Source organism: Pseudomonas sp. p1(2021b) (genome assembly GCF_020151015.1).
GTDB classification, from domain to species: Bacteria; Pseudomonadota; Gammaproteobacteria; order Pseudomonadales; family Pseudomonadaceae; genus Aquipseudomonas; species Aquipseudomonas putida_K.
In genome coordinates this window covers 3,602,136-3,626,285 of record NZ_CP083746.1, presented here as the reverse complement: position 1 = coordinate 3,626,285, position 24,150 = coordinate 3,602,136, and the positions used below count along the sequence as shown (strand labels likewise).

Here is a 24,150-nt window from a genome sequence, read left to right as displayed (position 1 = left end):
GTTAGCTGACTAATAATTAGTTCTGTTCATAGAGTCACTTATGCCCTTGACCGACAACCAACACCGCTTCGGCATGCAGCTGGCCCAGATGTCCCGTGGCTGGCGCGCCGAACTGGACCGCCGCCTGGCCGGCCTCAACCTGTCCCAGGCCCGCTGGCTGGTGCTGCTGCACCTGGCCCGATTCGACGACGCGCCTACCCAGCGTGAACTGGCGCAAAGCGTGGGCGTCGAAGGGCCGACCCTGGCGCGCCTGCTCGACAGCCTGGAAAGCCAGGGCCTGGTGCGGCGCCAGGCGGTGATGGAAGATCGTCGGGCCAAGAAGATCGTGTTGTGCCCACCGGCCAAGCCCTTGATCGACCAGATCGAGACCATCGCCAATGCCTTGCGTCAGGAGCTGTTCACCGGTGTCGATGAGGCTGACCTGGAAGTCTGCATGCGAGTGCATGCGAAGATTCTGGCCAACCTCGAGAAGTCCTGAGCCTTCCATCCCAGGGGCCGCAAAGCGGCCCCTGTACCTTCAGAAGGTATGGCCCAGGTTCAGGTATACCGCCTTCTGGTGCTCGCTGTTGGCCCCGTAGCTGATATTCAACGGCCCAAGCGGCGTTTCCAGGCCCAGGAAGATGCTCGCCGCGTTGATATACCCACTGTCGAACTCATTGTCGTTGTTCCACGCCCGACCCCGCTCCAACGAGCCGCCCAGGTACAGCGGGAAATCCAGGGGCAGGTAGGCGCGCGGTGTCAGGCGGCGGTAGTAGACCATGCGCATCAGGCTGATGTTCTGGCCCGAGACCGAGTCCTGGCGAAAGCCCGACAACTGCCGGGCGCCGCCGAACACGAAGCTTGACGTCACCACTTCCGTATCGTCCAGCGTGCGCCCGTAGCGCCCCCCCAGGACCCAGGAATTGGGCCCGCTGCTGAAGGCCTTGTCGAGCTTGAACTGCCATTGGCGGTAGTCGTGGTCCGAGTCCAGCGACTTGTCGTACTTGCGTAGGGTCAGGCCGATGTCCTCGCCGCTGTGGGGAAAGTACACGTTGTCGAAGGTGTCGAAGGAATACTTCAGTTCGTAGAAACCTTCATTGAAGCTGACCTTGGGCAGGTCCTGGTCGCCGATGCGTACCTCGGCTTCACCCCACGCCTTGCCCACACCCAGGCGGACTTCGCCATAGGTGCCGATCTGCCGGCCCAGATTCAGGCCGAAGCCGTAGCGCTCCAGGCGGTATTCGGCCACCGGGTCATTGTCCAGGGTGGCCTCGATGTTCTGCGAGCCGAGGTCCAGGTAGGGCGCGATGAAATAGCGCGAGCCTACGTCCAGTGGCTGGTAGAACTCGCTGTAGAGCTCCTGTTGGTCACCGATCTGGGCGCGGGTCAGCCATTCGGCGCCCAGCTGGTTGATGCCGTTGACTCGGTAGCTGGCGCCGAGGTTGAAGGCGCTGTCGCCGCGCATGTCGTCCGACAGGTTCAGGCCCAGGCGCAGGTAGTCGGTGCCGCCGCGTTTGCCACGGGCATTGATCACCAGGGTATTGTCGTCGCCCTTGTGCACCACCCGGTACTGCACCCGGTCGAAGTAGTCCAGGCCATAAAGGGTGCCCATGTCGGTCTGCAGGCGGTCCAGCTCCAAGGGTTCGCCCAGGGGTTGGCGGATGTAGTAGCGGATCACGTCATCACTGACCTTCGAGTCGTTCTCCACCTTGATCGCGGTGATCACCGGCCGGCGCTGACGCGGCGAGCGAGCCACGGCCAGGCCGCTGTCGCCTTCGGCATGGCGCAAGCCGGCCAGGCGGGTGTCGAGGGCTCGGGTGGCGCGGTAGCCAGCATCGATCATGTCCTGGGCACGGCCAAAGTCGGTCACGCCGAAGGCTGCCAGGGGCGGTTGGATGAGGATGTCGTCCTGATGCAGGCTGGCCAGTTGCTCCTCGGAATTGCGCCGGGTCATCAGGGTGATCGACTGGTTGAGGACATCGACCACCGTGGCCAGTTGCTTGCGGTCACGCAGCGGGCTGCCGATGTCGACCACGATGGCCAGGTCCACGCCCATGTCCCGGGCAACGTCCAGCGGGATATTGTCGACCATGCCACCGTCCACCAGCAGGCGGCCGTCCAGCTCGACCGGGGCGAACACCGCCGGGATCGACATACTGGCGCGGATCACCTGGGGCAGGTGGCCCCGGCGGAACACCACCTTCTCGCCGCTGGCGATATCAGTGGCCACGGCGCGGAAGGGGATCGGCAGCTTGTCGAAGTCGCGGGTGTCGGCGGTATGGGCCAGCTTGCTTTCCAGCAGCAAGGACAGGTTCTGGCCCTGGATCACGCCCAGCGGCAGGCCAAGGCTGCCATCGTCGCGAAAGCTCAGCTTCTGCTTGACCAGGAAATCGCGGTCGTCCTGCTTGCGCCGGAAGGGGACGTCCTTGCGCGGTGGGGCGTCGGAGAGCGCCTGTTGCCAGTCGAGGGTGGTGGCGAGTTTCTCCAATTCCTCGACACTGTAGCCGGAGGCATACAGCCCGCCGACCACCGCCCCCATGCTGGTGCCGGCGATGGCATCGATGTGCACCCCTTGTTCTTCCAGGGCCTTGAGCACGCCGATATGGGCCAGGCCCCGGGCTGCGCCACCGGACAACACCAGGCCGACCTTGGGCCTGGCCGTCTCGGCGGCCAGGGTGGCGAAGGAGGTGAGCGTCAGTAAAAGGCAGAACAGCAGGCGGCACATCGTGAGTCTCAAAACCGTGGGCAAAGACCGCTAGTATAAGCGGCTCATCCCCAAAGGAGACGCGCTGCCATGCCCAAGGCCAAGCCCGAAATCGTCATCACGTATTGCACCCAGTGCCAGTGGCTGCTGCGGGCTGCCTGGCTGGCCCAGGAACTGCTCAGCACCTTCGCCGACGACCTGGGCCGCGTGGCCCTGGAGCCGGGCACCGGTGGGGTGTTCCGCATCACCTGCGACGGCAAGCAGCTCTGGGAGCGCAAGGCCGATGGCGGCTTCCCCGAGGCCAAGGTGCTCAAGCAACGGGTTCGCGACCAGATCGACCCACAGCGCGACCTTGGCCACAACGATCGCTGATCAGGTGCCCTCGGCCACGGGGCGCTGCCGGGGCGGCTGCTCGGCGGCCATGCGGCTGGACAGCACGATGGCGAAGATGATCAGCGCGCCGCCCGCCAGCATGCGCAGGGTCGGTGTTTCGGCGAACACCACCCAGGCCACGGCGATGCCATAGACCGGCTCCATGCCGAACACCACCGCTGCCGTGCGCGCCTTGATCACCGACAGGCTGGCGACGAACAGGCTATGGGCGATGCCGGTACAGAAAATGCCCAGCAGGGCGATCCACAGCCAGTCCATGGGTGTCACCTCGCCAAGCCCCGGCGCGGCCACCGGCAGCAGGCACAGAGCGACCACCAGGTTTTGCCACAAGGCGGCCTGCACGGCCGGCAGGCGCCCGGAGCCGGCCCGGTTGGTCAGCGACAGCAATGAGAACAGCAGGCCGGAGAGCAAGGCCCAGAGCAGCCCGCCGGTGGCCTCGCTGGCCAGGTCGAAGGCGGGCGTGACCAGCACCAGGCCGATGCTCACCAGCAGCACCAGCACGGCTTCGTTACGGCGGATGCGCTCACGGAACAGCAGACCCTCGAGGATCACCGTGAACGCCGGGAAGCTGGCGAAACCCAAGGTGGCGATAGCCACGCCGCCGACCTTGACGGCGATGAAGAAGGTCACCCAGTGGCCGGCCAGCAACACGCCGCCGAGCAACAGGCGGCGCAGGTCCTGGGCCTGCAGGCGCTGCCAGCCCTGGCGTGCCAGGCTGGCGAACAGCGCCAGGGCGAGTACGGCGAAGGCCGCGCGGCCGAACACGATGATCGTAGGGCTGGCGCTGGTAGCCAGCTTACCGAAGACCCCAGTGAGGCCAAAGAAAAGGGCGCCGATGTGCAAGGCGCCGAGGGCGGTGCGGTGGTTCATGCTGGTCCTTGTGATAACAGGGGGCACCTGCAGTAGGTGGAGCCCCTAGAGTCCTCGGGCCGCCTAGCGGCCCAATCGCGGGACAAGCCCGCTCCTACAGGGAGCAGCGCGCAGCCCGAAGGGCTGGGTGATCTCCCACCTGTTTTCGAAATCCTGAGGGACCAGTCTACGAGGGCTGCGGCCCACTGTCTGTCGCGATTCTCGCGTCAGTTGTCGTCAGGCTCGCGGCGCAAGGCCATCGGCGAGCAGCCAAAGTCCCGTAGGACGGCTGCCGAAAAGGCACTCTGGGAGCTGTAGCCGACCTGGGCGGCGATTTCGCCGATCGGCAAGCCGCTTTGCTTGAGCAACCGTCGGGCTTTGAGCAAACGACGTTGGCGAATGTAGTCCATGGGCGTGATGCCGCATTCGCTGACGAAGCGTGCATGCAAACGGGCATTGGACAGGCCGGCCAGGCGCGCCAAGTCGGCGACCTGCAATGGGTGGGCGGCATGCTGCTCGATATGGGCATCGAACGCGGCATAGGGCAGGCGCCGCAGGGTAGGGCAGGTGCTCTGCGCATTGAGGCTGGCCAGCAGCAGGACCGCGCCCTGCCGGGCGATCAGCGGATCATCCACCGGGCTGCTGGCGAGCCAGTCGACCAGTTGCTGCTGGCGGTTGTCCAGGCTCAGGGCGCCAGGCCTGTCGAGCAGTCGGCGGCTGGCATCGGCATGGTTGCCCAGTTGCTCGTGTAGCCAGTGTTCGCCCGGGACATCCAGCACCAGGCAGTGGCTGCCCGAGGGGCTGCCACAGGCGTGATGGGCACCGGCCGGCACCACCATCAAACCTTGCCGGTCGACTTGCGCGCCGCGGCCCTGGACTTCGAAATCCAGGCGCCCGCCCAGGCCGAACACCAACTGCGGGTGCTCGTGGCTGTGGGCAATCAGGTCGTGACGGTAATGGCGAAGGGAAAGGATCGGGCCGGCGGTCATGGGGGTTCCTCGCAGTGCAGAGGGCAAGTGTACACCTGCAACGCCCTCATCGCGGGACAAGCCCGCTCCCACGAGGCCTGCGCTGTGCGGCTTCGTGCCACGCTGCGACCTGCCGCGCCAGGGCCGGTCCAGCCGTCACCGATCGGTCGTCACACGCTTGCCACCAACCTGTCATCCACAACTGCCAGGCTCCAGCAAACAGTGCCGGAGCCTGCCCATGACCCATGTAGAACTCGCCCGCCCGTCACGCAAGCAGCGCGTGCGCACCCTGTGGATTTCCGACGTGCACCTGGGGACCCGGGACTGCCAGGCCGAGCACCTGGCGCACTTTCTCAAGCGCTACCATGCCGACCGCATCTACCTGGTCGGCGACATCATCGACGGCTGGAAGCTGCGCGGTGGGATCTACTGGCCCCAGGCCCATACCAACGTCATCCGCCGCCTGCTCACCTTGAGCAAACGCGGTACCGAAGTGATCTATGTCACCGGCAACCATGACGAATTCCTGCGCCGCTATTCCCGGTTGATCCTGGGCAATATCCACCTGGTGGACGAGGCCGAGCACCTGACCGCCGATGGCCGGCGGCTATTGGTCATCCACGGCGACCAGTTCGACGTGATCACCCGCTACCACCGATGGTTGGCGTTCCTGGGCGACCGTGCCTACGAATTCACCCTTGTGCTCAACCGTTGGCTCAACCACTGGCGCGCCCGCTACGGCTATGGCTACTGGTCGCTGTCGGCGTACCTCAAGCACAAGGTCAAGGGCGCGGTGAACTTCATCAGCGACTTCGAAGACGCCATCGCCCATGAATGCACCCGGCGTGGTTTTCATGGCGTGGTCTGCGGGCATATCCACCATGCCGAGATCCGCCGGGTGGGCGAGGTCGAGTATTTCAACTGCGGCGATTGGGTGGAGTCCTGCACCGCACTGATCGAGCACTGGGACGGGCAGATCGAGCTCTATCGCCTGGCCGACGCCCAGGCGCACGAGGCCGAGCGGCCAGCGAGGGTGCGCGAGCCGGTCTAATCGATGCCTACAGGCTGACCTTACCGCGCAGGATGTCGCGGAACATGGCGAAGTCGCCGATCAGGCTGTACAGCGGATAGGAAAAGGTGGCGGGGCGGTTCTTCTCGAAGAAGAAGTGGCCAACCCAGGCAAAGCCGTAGCCTGCGAGCGGCACGGCCAACAGCAGCAGCCACTTGCCGCTGGCGATGGTGTAGGCGAGCAGCGCGATGACCAGGCTGGTGCCGACGAAGTGCAGCCGACGGCAGGTGGGGTTGCTGTGTTCGCCCAGGTAGTACGGGTAGAACTCGGCAAAACTGCGAAACTGCGTGGTTGAATGCATGGCGGCGCTCCCCGTTGATGCGCGAAGTGGGCAGGTTGCACGGCGTGGAGCCTGAATTGAGTCTAGAGTCATTGTCGGGGGCGGCCAGTGACAATTGGCGCCAAATGAATATCTTTTCGATTCGCCGCCTACTGCGGTCAGCACAAGAAGCCTGCCATGAGCGAAAGAACCACGTCGGCCAGCTGGGCATCAGGGATCGTCAAGGCGCTGGAACTGGAAGGCCTCGATTGTCGGGCCATGTTCAAACAGCTCGGGCTGGACTTCGCCGCCCTGGACGACCCCGACGCGCGCTTCACCCAGGACTCCATGACCCGGCTCTGGCAGTTGGCGGTGGACCTTTCCGGCAACGAGGCCATCGGCCTGAACATGGCACGGGTCGTGCGACCGGCCTCCTTCCATGTGGTCGGCTATGCATTGATGTCCAGCCGCACCCTGGCCGAAGGTTTCGAGCGTCTGGTGCGCTACCAGCGGATCATCGCTGAGAGTGCCGACCTGAGCCTTCGCCTGGACCCGGAGGGCTATACCCTGGGCCTGACGGTCCATGGCGACCACCTGCCGCCGACGCGGCACAGTGGCGAGGCCTCGCTGGCCTGCGCATTGTCACTATGCACCTGGCTCAGCGGCCGGCCGATCCAGCCCCGGCGCGTGCTGATCCAGGGGCCGCAGCCGAAGAACGTGGAACCGTACAAGGTTGCCTTCCATGCTCCGTTGGTATTCGGCGCGCCATATGATGCGCTGGTGTTCGAGCGTGCCGACATGGAAGCACCGCTGCCCACCGCCAACGAGGCCATGGCCGTGCTGCACGATCGTTTCGCGGGGGAGTACCTGGCACGCTTCTCGGAAAGCCGGGTGACCCATCGAGTACGCCAGGTGCTGTGCCGTGTTCTGCCCCAGGGCGAGCCCAAGCGCGAGACACTCGCCCAGGCCCTGCATCTTTCCCAGCGCACTCTCCAGCGTCGGCTGCAGGAAGAGGGGACGAGTTTCCAGACCTTGCTGGACGATACCCGCCGGGAGCTGGCCGAGCAGTACCTGGCCCAGCCGGGCATGACCTTGCTCGAGACCGCCTACCTGCTCGGTTTTGCCGACCCGAGCAATTTCTACCGGGCGTTCCGCCGCTGGTTCGATGTCACGCCCAGCGAATACCGGGCGCGCCTGGAGGCTGCGCCGGTCAGTGACGCCAGAACGCCGGCATGCACAACACCAGCACCGTGATGATCTCCAGCCGCCCCAGCAGCATGCCGCCGGCCAGGATCCACTTGGCCGCATCCGGCAGGGTCGCATAGTTGCCCGATGGGCCGATCACCTCGCCCAGGCCAGGGCCTACGCCCGATACGGTACCGGCCGCGCCGGTGAGGGCCGTCATCCAGTCCACGCCCAGCAACGACAGCAGCAGGGCAATGACGCAGATGGTGATGGCGAAGAAGAACGAGAACGTCAGGATCGAACGCACGATTTCTTCGTCGAGGCGGTGGCCGTTGTACTTCTGCTTGATCACCGCACGGGGGTGGATCAGCTGGTTGAGGCTGGCCTTGAGCAGGATATAGGCCACCTGGAAACGGAAGATCTTGATGCCGCCGGCGGTCGAGCCGGAGCAGCCGCCGATGAAACCCAGGTAGAAGAACAGCATCAACGAGAAATTGCCCCACAGGCTGTAGTCGCCCAGGGCGAAGCCGGTGGTGGTGACCACCGAGGTGACGTTCAGCGCCACGTGACGCAAGGCGTCGAGCCAGTGCAGGTCGGTGGTGGCCCAGTACCAGGTGCCCAGCACCAGCCAGGTGGTCACCAGCAGGCCGAGCAGGCCCTGCACCTGCTGGTCGCGGAACAGCGCCTTGCGGTTGCCGCGCAGCGTTGCCACGTACAGGGTGAAGGGGACGCTGCCGAGGATCATCACCACCACAGCGACCCAGTGCACCGCCGGGATGTCCCACTTGGCCAGGGACTGGTCGGAGGTGGAGAACCCGCCCGTGGAAATCGCCGACATGGCATGGTTGATAGCGTCGAACGGGCGCATGCCAGCCCACCAGAAGGCCAGGCTGCCGACCAGGGTGATGCCGATGTACACCAGCACGATCGACTTGGCGACCATGTGCGAGCGCGGCATGACCTTTTCCGAACGGTCCGAGGATTCGGTCTGGAACAGGCGCATACCACCGATGCGCAGCAGCGGCAGGATCGCCACTGCCATGCCGATGAAGCCGATGCCGCCGAGCCAGTGCAGCATCGAGCGCCACATGAGGATGCCCGGGGACATGTTGTCCAGCCCGCTGAGTACCGTGGCACCGGTGGCGGTGATGCCGGACATGCTTTCGAAGAACGCGTCGGTGTAGCTGATGTGCTGGGTCAGCAGGAACGGCAGGGCGGCGAACACGCACACCACCAGCCAACTGCTGACGGTCAGCAGGTACATGTCACGGGGGCGCAGGTGCACATGCTCCGGCCGCCCCTGGACGACCAGGGCCAGGCCAGCGACGAAGGTGATCAGGCTCGACCAGAGGAACGACGGCATGTCGCCGGTACGCTCGAAGACGACCAGCGTCGTCATGGGCACGACCATGCTGACGGCCAGGGTGATCAGGAAGATGCCGATGATGAAACCAATGATCCTTAAGGTCGGCAACGCCATGTGATCTGCTCTGACTCGAAACGGAAGGGCGCCATTTTAAGCGGCGGGCGGCAAGCTGCAAGTGGCAAGCGTGGACGGGGTAGTGCATGGGCTGCTCTTGTGGCTTGCAGCTTGGGGCTTGGCGCTTGAGAATGCCCGCACATTTCTCTGCCAGGAGGGTAGCCCATGGAGGCTCTCGACGCATTGCTCAACCGTGTTTCCGTGCCACGCCTGACCGACCCGGCGCCCAATGCCGCCCAGCGCGAAGCGCTGTTCCAGGCCGCACTGCGCGCCCCTGACCACGGCCAGCTGCGCCCATGGCGCTTCCTGACCATCGAAGGCCAGGGCCGCGAGAAACTCGGTGAGCTGTTCGCCGAAGCGCTGCGCCAGAAGGGCGATGCCAGTCAGGCGGCCCTGGACAAGGCCCGGGCCATGCCGATGCGGGCCCCGCTGCTGATCGTGGTGGTGGCCCGGCTACAGGACCACTTCAAGATTCCCAAGTCCGAGCAGCGCCTGGCGGCGGGCTGTGCGGCCCATGGCATCCTGATCGCGGCCCATGCCCAAGGCATCGGGGCGGTATGGCGCACCGGCGACATGGCGTTCGATGCCCATGTGCACCAAGGGCTGGGGCTTGCCGAAAACGAAGAACTGATCGGCTACCTGTATGTCGGCACCCCTGCCACCGAGCCGCGTACCGCGCCGGTGCTGGAGACCGCCGATTTCGTCAGCGCCTGGGGCGAGTGAGGGGCAGGGCCGCTTTGCGGCCCTTTCACGGCGCAAGGCCTATTGAGCGGCCTTGTGCCGCGAAAGGGCTGCGCAGCAGCCCCCGTCATCCCGCAACGATCTCGCAGGGCAGCTCCAAGGTCGCGACGAACCCACCCTGCGGATGGTTCCCAAGCTTCAAGCTGCCCCCATGACGCTCCGCCGCGCGCCGGGCAATCGCCAGCCCCAGCCCATGCCCCGGCGCCTCCTGCCCTGGGGCACGGAAGAACGGCTCGCCCAACTGGGCCAAGTGTTCCTCGGCCACGCCCGGCCCATGGTCGCGCACGCTCAGCACGATACGGTCCTGATCGCGCTCGGCGCGCAGCTCGATCGGTTGCCCTGCGGGGTTGAAGCGCAACGCATTGCGCACCAGGTTGTCCACGGCACGCTCGATCAGCGTCGGCCAGCCCTGCAGGGTCAGGCCTGGCGTGGCCTCCAGGCGCAGCTCCTGTTCCGGGGCGCTGAGCTGGGCATCCTTGCGCACGCTGCCAAGCACGGCGTTCAGGTCCACGGGCTCGGCATGGGATTGTTCGGCGTCGACGCGGGCCAGGGCGAGGATCTCGCTGATCAGGTCCTCGAGCCGGTCGCATTCGCGCGTCAGGCGAGGCCACAACGCCTGGCGCTGTTCCGGCTCGGCCCGCTCGGCCAGGGCCAGGGCGATGCGCAGCCGCGCCAGGGGCGAGCGCAGTTCGTGGGAGACATCGCGCAACAGTTGCCGCTGGCTGCCGATCAGGCTCTGCAGCCGTGCGCCCATTTTGTTGAAGTCGTTGGCCAGCACACCGAACTCGTCGCGTCGGGCGGCCAGGCGCGCCAGGCTGTTCTGCTGGTAGCTGGTTTGCCCCAGGTCATGCACGGCGCCGCGCAGGCGGCTCAAGGGGCGGGTGATGGAGAGTGTCACCAGCAGGCTGAACAGGGTCAGCACCACCAGGGCGATGCCCAGGGCGCTTAGCGGCCATAGCAGGCTCTCGCGGTGCCAGGCATTGAGCTCTGGGTGGGGGATGCGATAGATCAGCAGGTAGGTTTCACCGGTCTGGGGGCTGGTGTATTCCTCGGTCAGACGGCGCCAGGGCAGGCGGCGCTGGTCGTTGTGCTGGCGCGCCTCGAAGGCGGCGGCGCGACGTGGGAAGGTGCCCGGCACCACGGCCTGGCCATTCTCGTCCAGAACCTGCACATCGATCTTGTAACGGTGCTTACGTCGCTCCAGAAAGCGTTGGGCGGACTCCAGGCCTTCCTGCTCGTAGTGCTGGGCCCAGTGGCTGGCCAGGGTGTTGAGGCCAGGGTGGCGGCTGAGGATCCAGGCGTCCTGGTTGAGCATGTGGCCGAGCAGGATCGACAAGCCGGCGACCAGGGCGATGGCCAGCCAGAAGCTGGCCAGGATGCGCCAGAACAGTGAACGCAAGAGCAAACCTCCTGAAAGCATGAAAAGCCCGGCCCGCGCTGAGGCGGGCCGGGCGTTGGGCGGACAGCTTACTGGGCCTTGCCGGCTTTTTCAGCTTTCCAGGCCTGGAACTCCTGCCACTCGGCCTTGCGCGCGGCGCGTTCCTTCTGCAGTTCGTCGAACTTCTTCTGCTGCTCGGGTTTGAGCAGGCCGCGGATGCTGGCCTGGGTCTTGTCGTGGCTGGCCTTGATTTCGTCCTTCATGGCCTTCTGGTCGGCGGCGGGCAGCTTGGCGATGTAGCGTTCGGTGATATCGCGGCGTTGTTTCATCTGCTCGCCCATCAGCTTGCCGATCTGCTGGCGCTGGTCGCGGCTCAGGTCCAGTTGGGCGAAAGCCGCGTCACCGCGATGATGCGGGCCGCCATGCTGGTGGCCGCCTTCGGGCATGGCCATGGCCACGGTCGGCAGGGCGGCGGCGAACATCAGGGCGATAAGGGTCTTGCGCATGGTGTTTCTCCTTTCATGGGCCGGTGGTTACCGGATGAGCCCAGTCTAGGGAACGCAAGGTCAAGGGCGGTCAGCCGAGCGTAAAGACTCGGTAAAGGTCGGTCGGGTAAATGGCTTGCCGGCGATAGCGGTTCAGAGGCTGTAGTAATAGCCGCGGCTGCGCAGGGCAACGATGCGCGGTCGGCCATCGGGGTGGGGGCCGATCTTCTTGCGCAGGTTGCTCACGTGCATGTCCAGGCTGCGGTCGTACAGGGTGAGCTTGCGGCCCAGGGCGAGCTGCGCCAGTTCCTGCTTGTCCAAGGGCTCGCCAGGCTGGCGCAGCAACGCCTCGAGGATACGGCTCTCGGAGAGGGTCAGGCTCATTTCCCGCTCGTCGATGCTGGCCACGCCGCGTGCGGGGCTGAAGGTCAGGTCACCTACCTCCAGCTGGCTGCTGCTGGCCGCCGGGTGGCTGCGCCGCAGCACGGCACGCAGGCGGGCGGTGAGTTCTCGTGGGTCGCAGGGCTTGGCCAGGTAGTCGTCGGCACCCAGTTCCAGGCCCAGGATGCGGTCCAGGGGCTCGCCCCGGGCCGAGAGCATCAGTACCGGCAACTCGGCATGTTCGGTTCGCAGTTGCTTGAGCAGTTCCAGGCCACTGCCGTCGGGCAACATCACATCCAGCACCACGGCCGAGGGCGCTTGGGCGGCCAGGGCCTGGCGTGCGCTCTGGCCATCATGGCAGGCGCGTACGGTAAAGCCTTCCTGGCTCAGCCAGCTGGCAAGCAGCTCGCAGAGTTCCTGGTCATCATCAATCAGTAACAGCTCGCTCATGACTCACTCAATTCAACCTTTGACGGCGTTCTCGATGCCCGCCAGCGGCCAAGATACCGCAAGCTGCGGCAAAGGGTGTACTGGCCGGGGCGGCCAGGCCCCGCGACAGCGGGGCGCTGGCGTGTTCGCCAAGGGAGCGGCGGGAAGGGTCAGGGCAGGACTTGCTTGAACGGCTTGACCACGACCTTGTCATACACGCCGGCGGCGATGTAGGGGTCGGCATCGGCCCAGGCCTGGGCTGCGGCCAGGGAGTCGAACTCGGCGACGATCAGGCTGCCGGTGAAGCCGGCGGCGCCTGGGTCGTTGCTGTCGATGGCCGGGTGCGGGCCGGCCAGTACCACGCGGCCTTCGGCCTTGAGCTGCTGCAGGCGCTCGATGTGGGCGGGGCGGGCGGCCAGGCGTTTTTCCAGGGAACCTTCGACGTCGCTTGCGATAATGGCGTAGAGCATGTCAATCCTTGGGTTTGGAGGTGGAGGGGTCGTTGTCGTGCAGGTGACGCGACAGGTACACGCCCTGGGCCACCAGGAAGATCACGGTCATGCCCAGGCTGCCGAACACCTTGAAGTCGACCCAGATGTCCTGGAAGGTGAAGGCGACGAACAGGTTGGCCGCACCGCAGACCAGGAAGAAACCGATCCACGCCAGGTTCAGGCGGGTCCAGATGGTGTCCGGCAGGGTCAGGGCGTGGCCCATGATGCGTTTGATCAGCACCCGGTCGCCGATGAAGTGACTGGCGGCGAAGCCCAGGGCGAACAGCCAGTTGACCACTGGCGCCTTCCATTTGAGGAAGGTCTCGCTGTGGAAGGCGAGGGTCAGGCCGCCGAACACCAGGCAGGCGACGAGGGTCAGCAACTGGCCTTTTTCCAGCTTGCCGTGGCGCAGGAACAGCGCGCCATACACCACCAGGGAGCTGATGATCAGCATGGCGGTGGCGCTGTAGATACCGCCGAACTCGAAGCTGTGGCCGGCGATTTCGACGGGGCGTGGGTCGAGCTTGTAGACGATGAAGAACAGCAGAAGCGGGATGAAATCGATGAATTGTTTCACAGTGGCAGCCAGAAGCGGGATGTGACGGCATAATATCAAACATCGATTCCAGCGAAAGCGCTCCTCCATGAATGTTGATCTGCACTGTCACAGCACGGCCTCCGACGGCGCCCTGTCGCCCTCGGCCCTGGTCGCCCGGGCCCACGAGCACGGGGTGCGGACACTGGCCCTGACCGACCACGACACCATCGAAGGCCTGGCCGAAGCCCGCCAGGCCTGCCAGGACAACGGCATGCAGTGGGTCAGCGGCGTGGAGCTTTCATGCACCTGGGGTGGCGCGACCATCCATGTGTTGGGCTATGACTTCCCGCTAGACGCACCGCCCTTGCTCGCCGCCATCGAGGCCCTGCACCGGGGGCGATGGCTGCGCGCCGAGGAAATCGACCGACGGTTGGCGGCCAAGGGCATGCCTGGCACGCTCGATGGTGCCCGCGCCGTTCAACAGGCGTTGGGCGACAGCGGCAACGCCCCGGCACGGCCGCATTTCGCCGAGTACCTGGTGCGCGCAGGCCACGTCAAGGACCGCGGCGAGGCCTTTCGCAAGTGGCTGGGTGCCGGCAAGCTCGGTGACGTCAAGCTGCACTGGCCGACCCTGGAGGAAACTGTCGCGACGCTGCGCCAGTCCAACGCATGGGTGAGCCTGGCCCATCCCATGCACTACGAACTGACCCGCAGCAAGCGCAGAAGGCTGATTGCCGACTATATTCAGGCAGGCGGGCAGGCGTTGGAGGTGGTCAACGGGATGATGCCGGCCGAGCAGGTGGGCACGATGTCCATCCTTACCCGTGAGTTCGGCCTGCTGGCAAGCGCTGGCAGTGACTTCCACGGCCCCGGCACCTGGGGCGAGATCGGTGCCTATCGGCCATTGCCCGAGGACCTGCCACCTCTGTGGCGCCGATTCAGCCATGAACAGCCTATGGCGGTATGAACAGGACGACTACGTGAGCCAATTTTTCCAGATCCATGCGGAAAACCCGCAGGCGCGCCTGATCAAGCAGGCCGTCGAGATCATCCGCAAGGGCGGGGTGGTGGTGTACCCCACCGACTCGGCCTACGCGATGGGCTGCCAGATCGGCGACAAGACCGCCGTGGAGCGGGTTCGACGCCTGCGCCAGCTGGACAAGAACCACAACTTCACGCTGCTGTGCTGCGACCTGTCGCAGATGGGCACGTTCGCCAAGATCGACACGGCGACCTTCCGCCTGCTCAAGGCGCATATACCCGGCCCGTACACCTTCATCCTCAATGCCACGCGCGAAGTACCGCGCCTGCTGATGCACGAGAAGCGGCGCACCATCGGCCTGCGCGTGCCCTCCAACCCGATCGTCCTGGCATTGCTCGAAGAGCTGGGCGAGCCGTTGATGAGCGTGAGCCTCATCCTGCCGGGCGATGAAGACCCGATGACCGACCCGTACGAAATCCGCCAGCGCCTGGAGCATCACGTCGACCTGATCATCGATGGGGGCTTCGGCGACCTGAAGGCTTCGACGGTCATCGACCTGTCCGGCGACGACCCGGAAGTGGTCCGTGTCGGCTGTGGCGACCCCGCGCCTTTCCTGGCGCCTGCGTGAGCCAGGTTCAAGAGGCCGCGGCACCGGTCAGCGACAGCGAATCGCCGCAGCAGCTGCAATTGGCGCTGGTCTATGGCGAGGCCGTGACCGAACTGCCGGTGGACCTGTACATCCCACCGGATGCCTTGGAAGTATTCCTGGAGGCCTTCGAGGGGCCTTTGGACCTGCTGCTGTACCTGATCCGCAAGCAGAACATCGATATCCTCGACATCCCGGTGGCGGAAATTACCCGCCAATACATGTCCTACGTCGAGTTGATGAAGAGCGTGCGCCTGGAATTGGCCGCTGAGTACCTGGTGATGGCTGCCATGCTTGCCGAGATCAAGTCGCGCATGTTGTTGCCGCGTTCCAGCGAGGTCGAGGAGGAGGAAGGCGACCCGCGCGCCGAACTGATTCGCCGGTTGCAGGAGTACGAACGCTTCAAGGCCGCCGCCGAGGGCATCGACGAGCTGCCTCGGGTGGGGCGTGAGGTGGTCGTGCCGCGCCTGGAGGCCCCCCAAGCCAAGGTGCGCAAGCTGCTTCCGGACGTTGCGCTGGAGGAGATCCTGCTTTCGATGGCCGAGGTGATGCGCCGCAACGACCTGTTCGAAAGCCACCAGATCACCCGCGAGACGCTGTCGACCCGCGAGCGTATGAGCGAGGTGCTGGAGCGGCTCAAGGGGGGTGGTTTCGTGCCTTTCGTCGAGCTGTTCACGCTTGAGGAGGGCAAGCTCGGCGTAGTGGTCACGTTCATGGCGATTCTCGAACTGGTGAAGGAATCGCTCATCGAACTGGTGCAGAATGAGCCTTTCGCCCCGATCCATGTCCGTGCCCGGGCCGAGTGACAACGAACTGGCCTTTTCTGACGATGAACCTGAATGAACCGCGCGACCTGGCGTCGCTGATCGAAGCCTTCCTGCTGGCGTCTGGCAAGGCGCAGTCTCTGGAGCGGTTGTACGAACTGTTCGAGGAAGCCGAACGCCCGGCGCCGGCTGTCTTCAAGAAAGCTCTGGAGCTGCTGGGCAAGTCTTGCAACGGCCGTGCCTTCGAACTCAAGGAGGTGGCGAGCGGTTATCGCCTGCAGATCCGCGAAGACTATGCACCCTGGGTCGGGCGCCTGTGGGAAGAGCGGCCGCAGCGATACTCGCGCGCCTTGCTCGAGACCATGGCGCTGATCGCCTACCGCCAACCGATCACCCGCGGCGAAATCGAAGATGTGCGTGGCGTGGCGGTGAACAGCAATATCATCAAGACCCTGATGGAGCGCGAGTGGATCCGCATCGTCGGCTACCGCGAGGTGCCCGGCAGGCCGGCGATGTTCGCCACCACCAAGGCGTTTCTCGACCATTTCAACCTCAAGAGCCTGGACGAGCTGCCGGCCCTGGCCGAGTTGCGCGAACTCGAGCCCGAGCCGCTGCTGGACCCGGATGACGCGCCGGTGCCGGCACACCTGCAGGCCTTGGCCGATGCCAGCCTGGATCAGACCGAGGAAGACGAGGCGCCGCCGAGGGAAGAGACCAGTTTCCGGAGCTTGCTGGTGGAGCTGGATGCCATGGAAGTGGGGCTCAAGACCGATTTCGATGACTTGCGGGACGAGGCGCCGGAGTCCGAGGTCCAGGAGCCCAAACCTTGAAATAGGTGACTGCCCGCTCCTACAACAGCAGCACCGCCGGGCAGAAAGCCGTGGCCTGCTGATGAAAACCTTCTACGCTGCAGTGCGTTCGCCCACCGAACCGCGTATGATGCGCGCCCCGTTGGCGCATCCGTCGCCACGAACCGCTTTCACTACATACACCGGGAGGTGCCCAGATGAGTGACCAAGACCTGCAAGAAACCCAAACCACCCCACCGTCCGGCGAGAAGCTGCAGAAGGTGCTGGCGCGTATCGGCGTCGGTTCGCGTCGTGACGTCGAGGCCTGGATCAGCCAGGGCCGTATCAAGGTCAACGGCGTCGAGGCCACCCTCGGCCAGCGCGTCGACCTGCATGACGCCATCGCCGTCGACGGCAAGCTGATCAAGCGCGTGGAGGCCGCCGAGGCCACCCGTCGGGTGATCATGTACAACAAGCCTGATGGCGAGATCTGCACCCGCGACGACCCCGAAGGTCGCCCGACCGTGTTCGACCGCCTGCCGCGCCCGAAAGAGGGCCGCTGGATCAATATCGGCCGCCTGGACATCAATACCACCGGCCTGTTGCTGTTCACCACCGATGGTGAATTGGCCAACCGCCTGATGCACCCGTCCTATGAAATGGACCGTGAGTACGCCGTACGTGTACGGGGTGAGGTCGACGACGACATGGTCGACCGGCTCAAGGCGGGTGTGATGCTCGAGGACGGTCCGGCCAAGTTCACCGATATCCAGAAGGCACCGGGTGGCGAAGGCTTCAACCACTGGTACCACTGCGTGGTGATGGAAGGCCGCAACCGTGAGGTGCGCCGCCTGTGGGAGTCCCAGGGCGTGGTGGTCAGCCGCCTCAAGCGCGTGCGCTTCGGCCCGGTGTTCCTCAACTCCGACCTGCCGATGGGCCGTTGGCGCGAAATGACCCAGGGCGAGATCGACATCCTTGCCGCCGAGGTCGGCCTGCAGCCTGTTGCGCTGCCGGCGCTGAACCTCAAGGCCAAGGACAAGCTCGAGCGTATGCAGCGCAAGTCCACCCGCCCGCTGGGGCGTGGCGAGCGCGTGCGCACCTTGCGCCCTGCCCAGGACGGCCAGGCCGAGCGCCCGGTGCGCGAAGAGGCTGCGCCTCGCAAGGCCGTGCGCGGCAGTACCGTGGCCGAGCGTCCGAGCGAGATGCGCAAGCGTCCGGGCAAGCCTGAGGGTGACAAGCCGGCGGGCCGTGGCCGCGGCAAGCCGCGCGGCTGACGACTGACGTTGAAAGGGGCCGCTGTGCGGCCCATCGCGGGGCAAGCCCGCTCCTATAGGAATGACACCGTCCCTGTAGGAGCGGGCTTGCCCCGCGATGGGCTGCGCAGCGGCCCTTTTTTTGCCGTTTGTTTTTCAACCCACTGAGCTACCGAAGTTTTTTCGAACGTTTGGCACGTTTTTGAACCATCTTGTAACGATTATTTTACGAAATCCCGCGCTTTTTCCCGTCACGCCTCCTCCTGTAAACAGATTTTGCCAAGAGCCGCATCGCAGAGCCGCTTCGCCGCCGCTCACCCCCTTGCTCAAGCCCCGGCCCCACGGTGATATAGCGCCCATGCCGTGTGCAGAAGCCGGGCCGCAGAGCCGGGCATCGAGAACAACAAATGGAGGCGCCATGTACGCCGATCTCTCCGCCTTTCCAGGCCTTCACCCCAGGACCGGTGCGTTTTTTCATCAGGAAATGACGCAACGCGTTGACGCCTGCGCGCTCGCAGGGGTATACAATGCGCCGCGTTTTACCTGTGACCCCAATGCGTACCGCGCACTCTTGCTGACGCCTGGTTGAACCGCCCAGGGCCTGGGCCCTCGGTGTATCACCTCGTCCAAGAAACCCAAGGTAACCACCTTGCCCATTCCGCTGCGCCACGAGCGCGGTGGGTCCGATTTCGTCACAGATAAAAACAAGCAGGTGACTTCGTTCATGAGTGGACAAAACATGCCTTCAGGCGAGCTCAAGCGTGGCCTGAAAAACCGCCATATCCAACTGATCGCCCTGGGTGGGGCCATCGGTACCGGATTGTTCCTGGGCTCGGCCGGCGTGATGAAGTCCGCTGGCCCGTCGATGATTCTCGGCTACGCCATCTGCGGCTTCATCGCGTTCATGATCATGCGCCAGCTGGGCGAGATGATCGTCGAAGAGCCTGTCGCTGGCTCCTTCAGCCATTTCGCCCATAAGTACTGGGGCGGTTTCGCCGGCTTCCTGTCCGGCTGGAACTGCTGGGTGCTGTACATTCTGGTCGGCATGTCGGAATTGTCCGCAGTCGGCAAGTACATCCATTACTGGTGGCCGGAGATCCCGACCTGGGTCACGGCAGCAGGCTTCTTCATCCTGATCAACGCGATCAACCTGATGAACGTCAAGGTCTTCGGCGAAGCCGAGTTCTGGTTCGCGATCATCAAGGTACTGGCCATCGTCGGCATGATCGGCCTGGGTGCCTACCTGCTGACCAGCGGCAGCGGCGGCCCTGAAGCCTCGGTGACCAACCTGTGGGCCCATGGCGGCTTCTTCCCCAACGGCGTGAGCGGCCTGGTGATGGCGTTGGCGATCATCATGTTCTCCTTCGGTGGCCTGGAAATGCTGGGCTTCACCGCAGCCGAGGCCGACAAGCCCAAGACCGTGATCCCGAAGGCGATCAACCAGGTCATCTACCGTATCCTGATCTTCTACATCGGCGCCCTGGTCATCCTGCTGTCGCTCACGCCATGGGACAGCCTGGTCGCCAGCATCGACGCTTCCGGCGGCAGCTATGGCAGCAGCCCGTTCGTGCAGGTCTTCTCGCTGCTCGGTAGCGATGTAGCAGCCCACCTGCTGAACTTCGTGGTCCTGACCGCGGCGCTGTCGGTGTACAACAGCGGCACCTACTGCAACGCCCGTATGCTCTACGGCATGGCCGAACAGGGCGATGCCCCGGCGAGCCTGGCGAAGATCGACAAGCGTGGCGTGCCGGTGCGTTCGATCCTGGCCTCGGCCGGCGTGACCCTGGTCGCCGTGCTGCTCAACTACTTCATGCCGCAGCACGCCCTGGAGCTGCTGATGTCGCTGGTGGTCGCAGCCCTGGTTATCAACTGGGCGATGATCAGCTATTCGCACCTGAAGTTCCGCCAGCACCTGGACCGCACTGGCCAGAAGCCGCTGTTCAAGGCCCTGTGGTATCCGTATGGCAACTACATCTGCCTGGCCTTCGTGGTGCTGATCCTGGGGATCATGCTGCAGATCCCAGGTATCCAGGTGTCGGTGTACGCGATTCCAGTCTGGCTGGTGGTGATGTATGCGTTCTACGTGCTAAAGAGCAAGCGCAGTGGGGCTGTGACCTCGGCTGCCGGGTCCGTGGCCAAGTAAGCGTCCATTGGGCTGTATCGAAACCCGATGCCAGGTGACTGGCATCGGGTTTTTTGTTGCCTCGGCGCGCTGCCCTATTACATCTGAACGTTCAAGCGGCCTGAGAGCCAGGCGCTTCAAATCTGCCCCAGCAGCCACCCGCGAAACGCCCGCAGCGAAGGCAGTGCCTCATTGCGCGGCGGGTAGATCAGGTAGTAGCTACGCTGGCTGGCAAAGGCCTCCCCGGCGCTGAACAGCTCCCCGCTGGCCAGCTCTTCTTCCACCAGGATCCGCGGCACCAGGCCAATCCCGATGCCTGCCCGCACCGCCTGGATCAAGTGCGACGTCAATTCGAAGCTCGGCCCCAGTCGCATCCCTCGATGGGGCAGGCCATGGTGCGAAAACCATTCGCCCCACGCATGGGGATTGTTGGCCACATTGAGTAGCACCTGCTCGCTGATACGCCCCGGCCCCCAGGCTTGAGCATCGGTCGCGGCCTGCGGCGGCAGGATGACCACCAGCTCCTCGGCATGCAGCCGATGGCAGATCAACCCGGGCAGGTCATGGGTCGCCACGCCGATGGCCGCATCGATCTCGCTGGTCTCGAAGTTGATCGCTTCGATCCGTGAATGGATGTGCACCAGCATCCCCGGGTGCGCCGCATAGAACGCATGCAGCCGCGGTAGCAGCCATTTGGAGCCGAACGTGGGCAAGGTGGCCAGGCGCAAGGTACCGACGCCGGACTGATACGCCAACGCCTGCAGCGTCGCGCTGCGGATACGTCCCAGCGCCTCGCTGAGTTCGCGCTGGTACAGGCGCCCGACATCGGTCAGTTGCACCTGGCGGCCCTCGCGCCGGAACAGCGTCAGGCCAAGCTGCTGTTCCAGTGCCTGGACCTGGCGGCTGACCGCGCTCTGGGTCAGCGACAGTTCGGCGGCGGCGCGGGTGTAGCTTTCATGCCGGGCGGCAGCCTCGAAGGCCAGCAGCAACGACATCGATGGCGTCAGGTGGCGGTAATTCATTCATAAAACTCATCGATAGCGGCAGGAATATCCGTTTGCCCCTAGCCGCAAACTACAGGAACATTGGCACATTCGTCATCCTGGCCTGAACAACCCATGCCAGGACGACAGGATTTCCGTGAATTAGCCCTATCAAGAGGCCATCTTTCGATGATCGCCCAGCTGCCGACCCGTGCGCCTGCCGCCCACTACCCCGAATTCCTCGAAGCCCTGCGCGCCAGCGGCTTCCGTGGCCAGATCAGCGCCGACTACGGCACCCGCACCGTGCTGGCCACCGACAACTCCATCTACCAACGCCTGCCTCAGGCGGCTGTGTTCCCGATGGATGCCGACGATGTGGCGCGAGTGGCTGCGTTGATGGCCGAGCCGCGTTATCGCGAGATCAAGCTGACCCCGCGTGGCGGTGGCACCGGCACCAATGGCCAGTCGCTGACCGATGGTATCGTCGTCGACCTGTCGCGGCACATGAACACGATCCTCGAGATCAACGTCGAGCAGCGCTGGGTGCGGGTCCAGGCCGGGGTGGTCAAGGACCAGCTCAACGCGGCGCTCAAGCCCCACGGGCTGTTCTTCGCCCCTGAGCTGTCCACCTCCAACCGTGCCACCGTCGGCGGCATGATCAACACTGATGCCAGTGGCCAGGGCAGCTGCACCTACGGCAAGACCCGCGACCACGTGCTGGAGCTGCACAGCGTCTTGCTCGGCGGCGAACGCCTGCACAGCCTGCCGCTCGACGAGGCGGCGCTGGAGCAGGCTTGCGCCGCGCCTGGCCGGGTGGGCGAGGTGTACCGCACGGCCCGGGAGATCCAGCAGACCCAGGCCGAACTGATCGAAAGCACCTTTCCCAAGCTCAACCGCTGCCTGACCGGCTACGACCTGGCGCACCTGCGTGACGAGCAGGGCCGCTTCAACCTCAACAGCGTGCTGTGCGGGGCCGAAGGGTCGCTGGGTTATGTCGTCGAGGCGAAGCTCAATGTGCTGCCGATCCCGAAATACGCAGTACTGGTCAACGTGCGCTACAGCAGCTTCATGGATGCCCTGCGTGATGCCAACGCGTTGATGGCGCACAAGCCGCTGTCGATCGAGACCGTGGACTCCAAGGTGCTGATGCTGGCGATGCAGGATATCGTCTGGCACAGCGTGGCCGAGTATTTCCCGGCCGACGCCGAGCGCCCGACCCTGGGCATCAACCTCGTCGAGTTCTGCGGTGACGAGCCGGCCGAGGTCAACGCCCGGGTGCAAGCCTTTATCGACCATCTGCAGGCCGATACCAGCGTCGAGCGCCTGGGCCATACCCTGGCCGAGGGCGCCGAGGCGGTGACCAAGGTCTATGCCATGCGCAAGCGTTCGGTGGGCCTGCTGGGCAACGTCGAAGGAGAGGTGCGCCCGCAGCCGTTCGTCGAGGATACCGCGGTGCCGCCGGAGCAGTTGGCCGACTACATCGCCGACTTCCGCGCCTTGCTCGATGGCTATGGCCTGGCCTATGGCATGTTCGGCCATGTCGATGCCGGCGTGTTGCACGTGCGCCCTGCGCTGGACATGAAGGACCCGGCGCAGGCCGCGCTGGTCAAACCGATTTCCGACGCCGTGGCGGCGCTCACCCAGCGTTACGGCGGCCTGCTGTGGGGCGAGCATGGCAAGGGCCTGCGCTCGGAATACGTTCCGGAATACTTCGGTGAGCTGTACCCGGCGCTACAACGTCTCAAGGGGGCGTTCGACCCGCACAACCAACTCAACCCGGGCAAGATCTGCACCCCGCCGGACAGCGCCGAGGGATTGACCCCGGTCGATGGCGTGACCCTGCGCGGCGACCTCGATCGCAGCATCGACGAGCGCGTCTGGCAGAGTTTCGGCAGCGCCGTGCACTGCAACGGCAATGGCGCCTGCTACAACTACGACCCCAACGACGCGATGTGCCCATCCTGGAAGGCCACCCGCGAGCGCCAGCATTCGCCCAAGGGCCGAGCCTCGCTGATCCGCGAGTGGCTGCGCCTGCAGGGCGAATCGGACATCGACGTGCTGGCCGCAGCGCGCAACAAGGGAAGCTGGCTCAAAGGCCTGCCGGCACGGCTGCGCAACGCCCGGGCACGCCAGCAGGGCCAGGAGGATTTCTCCCACGAGGTGTACGACGCCATGGCCGGCTGCCTGGCGTGCAAGTCGTGCGCGGGGCAGTGCCCGATCAAGGTCAATGTGCCTGACTTCCGCTCGCGGTTCCTCGAGCTGTACCACGGCCGCTACCAGCGTCCATTGCGCGACTACCTGATCGGCTCGCTGGAGTTCACCATTCCCTACCTGGCCCATGCGCCGGGGGTGTACAACGCGGTGATGGGTTCGAAGTGGGTGAGCAAATTGCTGGCCGACAAGGTGGGTATGGTCGACAGCCCGTTGATCAGCCGTTTCAACTTCCAGTCGACCCTGAGCCGTTGCCGCGTCGGCATGGCCAGCGTACCGGCGCTGCGCGAACTGACCCCGGCCCAACGCGAGCGCAGCATCGTGCTGGTGCAGGATGCCTTCACTCGCTACTTCGAGACGCCCTTGCTGGCCTCGTTCATCGAACTGGCCCATCGCTTGGGCCATCGCGTGTTCCTGGCCCCGTACAGTGCCAATGGCAAGCCACTGCATGTACAGGGCTTCCTCGGCGCCTTCGCCAAGGCCGCGATCCGCAACGCCACACAACTCAAGGCCCTGGCTGAGTGCGGCGTGCCGCTGGTGGGCCTGGACCCGGCGATGACCCTGGTGTATCGCCAGGAGTACCAGAAGGTCGATGGCCTGGAGGGTTGCCCCAAGGTGCTGCTCCCCCAGGAGTGGTTGATGGACGTATTGCCCGAGCAGCCTGCGGCCGACGCCGGCCACTTCCGCCTGATGGCCCATTGCACCGAGAAGACCAACGTGCCGGCCAGCACCCGCCAGTGGGAGCAGGTGTTCGCCCGCCTGGGTCTGAAGCTGGTCACCGAGGCCACCGGTTGCTGCGGCATGTCGGGTACCTACGGTCACGAGGCGCGCAACCAGCAGACCTCGCGGACCATCTTCGAGCAGTCCTGGGCGACCAAGTTGGACAAGGAAGGGGAGGCGTTGGCGACCGGCTATTCCTGCCGCAGCCAGGTCAAGCGCATGACCGAGCGGCAACTGCGCCATCCGCTGGAAGTGGTGTTGCAGTACGCCCGAAGCTGAGGCGTGAAGCCGGATTCTGGACGGTGTGAAAACGCGATGACGGGCAAGGTCCCGCGAGTCAGCCGTTTTCACA

General features: G+C 65.0%; 23 protein-coding genes. 12 read left to right on the top strand and 11 right to left on the bottom strand.

All coding sequences use genetic code 11. From position 1 onward, the window contains the following. Positions 1 to 40: 40 nt before the first annotated feature. Positions 41 to 478: a MarR family transcriptional regulator gene (locus K8374_RS16805; RefSeq protein ID WP_084858319.1), complete on the top strand. Its 438-nt coding sequence runs from the start codon at positions 41 to 43 to the stop codon at positions 476 to 478. A gap of 39 nt (positions 479 to 517) precedes the next feature. Here K8374_RS16805 and K8374_RS16800 read toward each other — a convergent pair whose 3' ends face one another. Next, positions 518 to 2,704 (bottom strand): patatin-like phospholipase family protein, encoded by a 2,187-nt coding sequence (locus K8374_RS16800; RefSeq protein WP_224456459.1) that lies wholly within the window; start codon positions 2,702 to 2,704, stop codon positions 518 to 520. A 69-nt stretch (positions 2,705 to 2,773) separates the two neighbouring features. On the opposite strand from K8374_RS16800, the gene K8374_RS16795 reads away from it, so the two are divergent. Next, complete coding sequence (locus tag K8374_RS16795; RefSeq protein WP_224456458.1) at positions 2,774 to 3,055, top strand: SelT/SelW/SelH family protein; 282 nt, start codon at positions 2,774 to 2,776, stop codon at positions 3,053 to 3,055. Here the strand turns inward: K8374_RS16795 and K8374_RS16790 are convergent, their stop codons facing one another. Both K8374_RS16790 and K8374_RS16785 read right to left on the bottom strand, forming a co-directional pair. After that, the gene (locus tag K8374_RS16790) at positions 3,056 to 3,946 is read right to left on the bottom strand and encodes a DMT family transporter (RefSeq protein WP_224456457.1); all 891 of its coding nucleotides are present in this window, start codon (positions 3,944 to 3,946) and stop codon (positions 3,056 to 3,058) included. A 206-nt stretch (positions 3,947 to 4,152) separates the two neighbouring features. Next, entirely contained in the window at positions 4,153 to 4,914 is a 762-nt protein-coding gene (locus K8374_RS16785) for an AraC family transcriptional regulator (protein ID WP_224456456.1), read from the bottom strand. 217 nt (positions 4,915 to 5,131) lie between these two features. Between K8374_RS16785 and K8374_RS16780 the strand changes: the two genes are divergently transcribed. Next, the gene (locus K8374_RS16780) at positions 5,132 to 5,944 is read left to right on the top strand and encodes a UDP-2,3-diacylglucosamine diphosphatase (protein ID WP_084858315.1); all 813 of its coding nucleotides are present in this window, start codon (positions 5,132 to 5,134) and stop codon (positions 5,942 to 5,944) included. Positions 5,945 to 5,951: 7 nt separating this feature from the next. Here the strand turns inward: K8374_RS16780 and K8374_RS16775 are convergent, their stop codons facing one another. Continuing rightward, entirely contained in the window at positions 5,952 to 6,263 is a 312-nt protein-coding gene (locus K8374_RS16775; protein WP_084858314.1) for a DUF962 domain-containing protein, read from the bottom strand. Between the two features lie 156 nt (positions 6,264 to 6,419). Between K8374_RS16775 and K8374_RS16770 the strand changes: the two genes are divergently transcribed. Next, positions 6,420 to 7,475 carry an AraC family transcriptional regulator gene (locus tag K8374_RS16770; RefSeq protein ID WP_224456455.1) on the top strand — a complete coding sequence of 352 codons (1,056 nt, stop codon included), beginning with the start codon at positions 6,420 to 6,422 and terminating at the stop codon, positions 7,473 to 7,475. On the opposite strand, the gene K8374_RS16765 is transcribed toward K8374_RS16770, so the two are convergent. Next, positions 7,432 to 8,886, bottom strand: coding sequence for a TrkH family potassium uptake protein (locus K8374_RS16765; protein WP_084858312.1), 1,455 nt, complete (start codon positions 8,884 to 8,886; stop codon positions 7,432 to 7,434). The genes K8374_RS16770 and K8374_RS16765 overlap by 44 nt on opposite strands. Positions 8,887 to 9,051: 165 nt before the next feature. Between K8374_RS16765 and K8374_RS16760 the strand changes: the two genes are divergently transcribed. Beyond that, positions 9,052 to 9,609, top strand: coding sequence for an NAD(P)H nitroreductase (locus K8374_RS16760; RefSeq protein WP_224456454.1), 558 nt, complete (start codon positions 9,052 to 9,054; stop codon positions 9,607 to 9,609). A gap of 85 nt (positions 9,610 to 9,694) precedes the next feature. Here the strand turns inward: K8374_RS16760 and K8374_RS16755 are convergent, their stop codons facing one another. From K8374_RS16755 to K8374_RS16735, 5 genes are all read right to left on the bottom strand, one after another. Beyond that, a complete protein-coding gene (locus K8374_RS16755) occupies positions 9,695 to 11,032 on the bottom strand; it encodes a sensor histidine kinase (RefSeq protein WP_224456453.1) in 1,338 nt (445 codons plus the stop codon). Positions 11,033 to 11,094: 62 nt separating this feature from the next. After that, positions 11,095 to 11,511 carry a Spy/CpxP family protein refolding chaperone gene (locus K8374_RS16750; protein ID WP_084858309.1) on the bottom strand — a complete coding sequence of 139 codons (417 nt, stop codon included), beginning with the start codon at positions 11,509 to 11,511 and terminating at the stop codon, positions 11,095 to 11,097. Positions 11,512 to 11,643: 132 nt separating this feature from the next. Continuing rightward, positions 11,644 to 12,321 carry a response regulator transcription factor gene (locus tag K8374_RS16745; RefSeq protein ID WP_084858308.1) on the bottom strand — a complete coding sequence of 226 codons (678 nt, stop codon included), beginning with the start codon at positions 12,319 to 12,321 and terminating at the stop codon, positions 11,644 to 11,646. A gap of 149 nt (positions 12,322 to 12,470) precedes the next feature. Next, positions 12,471 to 12,770, bottom strand: a complete 300-nt coding sequence (locus K8374_RS16740; RefSeq protein WP_070092114.1) for a YciI family protein — start codon at positions 12,768 to 12,770, stop codon at positions 12,471 to 12,473. A gap of 1 nt (position 12,771) precedes the next feature. Beyond that, the gene (locus K8374_RS16735; RefSeq protein ID WP_084858307.1) at positions 12,772 to 13,368 is read right to left on the bottom strand and encodes a septation protein A; all 597 of its coding nucleotides are present in this window, start codon (positions 13,366 to 13,368) and stop codon (positions 12,772 to 12,774) included. 67 nt (positions 13,369 to 13,435) lie between these two features. Between K8374_RS16735 and K8374_RS16730 the strand changes: the two genes are divergently transcribed. The 6 genes from K8374_RS16730 to K8374_RS16705 all read left to right on the top strand — a co-directional run bounded on the left by K8374_RS16730 (position 13,436) and on the right by K8374_RS16705 (position 19,905). Next, positions 13,436 to 14,296 (top strand): PHP domain-containing protein, encoded by an 861-nt coding sequence (locus K8374_RS16730; RefSeq protein WP_224456452.1) that lies wholly within the window; start codon positions 13,436 to 13,438, stop codon positions 14,294 to 14,296. Between the two features lie 13 nt (positions 14,297 to 14,309). Next, positions 14,310 to 14,939: an L-threonylcarbamoyladenylate synthase gene (locus K8374_RS16725; protein ID WP_224456451.1), complete on the top strand. Its 630-nt coding sequence runs from the start codon at positions 14,310 to 14,312 to the stop codon at positions 14,937 to 14,939. Positions 14,940 to 15,064: 125 nt separating this feature from the next. Continuing rightward, positions 15,065 to 15,763, top strand: coding sequence for a segregation and condensation protein A (locus K8374_RS16720; protein ID WP_224459341.1), 699 nt, complete (start codon positions 15,065 to 15,067; stop codon positions 15,761 to 15,763). A 23-nt stretch (positions 15,764 to 15,786) separates the two neighbouring features. Next, positions 15,787 to 16,551, top strand: a complete 765-nt coding sequence (gene scpB, locus K8374_RS16715; protein ID WP_224456450.1) for an SMC-Scp complex subunit ScpB — start codon at positions 15,787 to 15,789, stop codon at positions 16,549 to 16,551. Between the two features lie 176 nt (positions 16,552 to 16,727). Continuing rightward, the gene (gene rluB / locus K8374_RS16710) at positions 16,728 to 17,783 is read left to right on the top strand and encodes a 23S rRNA pseudouridine(2605) synthase RluB (RefSeq protein ID WP_224456449.1); all 1,056 of its coding nucleotides are present in this window, start codon (positions 16,728 to 16,730) and stop codon (positions 17,781 to 17,783) included. 703 nt (positions 17,784 to 18,486) lie between these two features. Beyond that, positions 18,487 to 19,905 (top strand): amino acid permease, encoded by a 1,419-nt coding sequence (locus K8374_RS16705; protein ID WP_224456448.1) that lies wholly within the window; start codon positions 18,487 to 18,489, stop codon positions 19,903 to 19,905. A gap of 116 nt (positions 19,906 to 20,021) precedes the next feature. On the opposite strand, the gene K8374_RS16700 is transcribed toward K8374_RS16705, so the two are convergent. Continuing rightward, entirely contained in the window at positions 20,022 to 20,906 is an 885-nt protein-coding gene (locus tag K8374_RS16700) for a LysR substrate-binding domain-containing protein (protein WP_224456447.1), read from the bottom strand. A 150-nt stretch (positions 20,907 to 21,056) separates the two neighbouring features. On the opposite strand from K8374_RS16700, the gene K8374_RS16695 reads away from it, so the two are divergent. Further along, positions 21,057 to 24,077: an FAD-binding and (Fe-S)-binding domain-containing protein gene (locus K8374_RS16695; protein WP_224456446.1), complete on the top strand. Its 3,021-nt coding sequence runs from the start codon at positions 21,057 to 21,059 to the stop codon at positions 24,075 to 24,077. Positions 24,078 to 24,150 lie beyond the last annotated feature (73 nt).

Excerpts from the sequence above, each read along its gene's own strand:
- K8374_RS16805 (WP_084858319.1), top strand. The coding sequence starts at position 41 with ATGCCCTTGACCGACAACCAACACCGCTTCGGCATGCAGCTGGCCCAG.
- K8374_RS16800 (WP_224456459.1), bottom strand. The coding sequence starts at position 2,704 with ATGTGCCGCCTGCTGTTCTGCCTTTTACTGACGCTCACCTCCTTCGCC.
- K8374_RS16795 (WP_224456458.1), top strand. The coding sequence starts at position 2,774 with ATGCCCAAGGCCAAGCCCGAAATCGTCATCACGTATTGCACCCAGTGC.
- K8374_RS16790 (WP_224456457.1), bottom strand. The coding sequence starts at position 3,946 with ATGAACCACCGCACCGCCCTCGGCGCCTTGCACATCGGCGCCCTTTTC.
- K8374_RS16785 (WP_224456456.1), bottom strand. The coding sequence starts at position 4,914 with ATGACCGCCGGCCCGATCCTTTCCCTTCGCCATTACCGTCACGACCTG.
- K8374_RS16780 (WP_084858315.1), top strand. The coding sequence starts at position 5,132 with ATGACCCATGTAGAACTCGCCCGCCCGTCACGCAAGCAGCGCGTGCGC.
- K8374_RS16775 (WP_084858314.1), bottom strand. The coding sequence starts at position 6,263 with ATGCATTCAACCACGCAGTTTCGCAGTTTTGCCGAGTTCTACCCGTAC.
- K8374_RS16770 (WP_224456455.1), top strand. The coding sequence starts at position 6,420 with ATGAGCGAAAGAACCACGTCGGCCAGCTGGGCATCAGGGATCGTCAAG.
- K8374_RS16765 (WP_084858312.1), bottom strand. The coding sequence starts at position 8,886 with ATGGCGTTGCCGACCTTAAGGATCATTGGTTTCATCATCGGCATCTTC.
- K8374_RS16760 (WP_224456454.1), top strand. The coding sequence starts at position 9,052 with ATGGAGGCTCTCGACGCATTGCTCAACCGTGTTTCCGTGCCACGCCTG.
- K8374_RS16750 (WP_084858309.1), bottom strand. The coding sequence starts at position 11,511 with ATGCGCAAGACCCTTATCGCCCTGATGTTCGCCGCCGCCCTGCCGACC.
- K8374_RS16745 (WP_084858308.1), bottom strand. The coding sequence starts at position 12,321 with ATGAGCGAGCTGTTACTGATTGATGATGACCAGGAACTCTGCGAGCTG.
- K8374_RS16740 (WP_070092114.1), bottom strand. The coding sequence starts at position 12,770 with ATGCTCTACGCCATTATCGCAAGCGACGTCGAAGGTTCCCTGGAAAAA.
- K8374_RS16730 (WP_224456452.1), top strand. The coding sequence starts at position 13,436 with ATGAATGTTGATCTGCACTGTCACAGCACGGCCTCCGACGGCGCCCTG.
- scpB (WP_224456450.1), top strand. The coding sequence starts at position 15,787 with ATGAACCTGAATGAACCGCGCGACCTGGCGTCGCTGATCGAAGCCTTC.
- rluB (WP_224456449.1), top strand. The coding sequence starts at position 16,728 with ATGAGTGACCAAGACCTGCAAGAAACCCAAACCACCCCACCGTCCGGC.
- K8374_RS16705 (WP_224456448.1), top strand. The coding sequence starts at position 18,487 with ATGAGTGGACAAAACATGCCTTCAGGCGAGCTCAAGCGTGGCCTGAAA.
- K8374_RS16700 (WP_224456447.1), bottom strand. The coding sequence starts at position 20,906 with ATGAATTACCGCCACCTGACGCCATCGATGTCGTTGCTGCTGGCCTTC.
- K8374_RS16695 (WP_224456446.1), top strand. The coding sequence starts at position 21,057 with ATGATCGCCCAGCTGCCGACCCGTGCGCCTGCCGCCCACTACCCCGAA.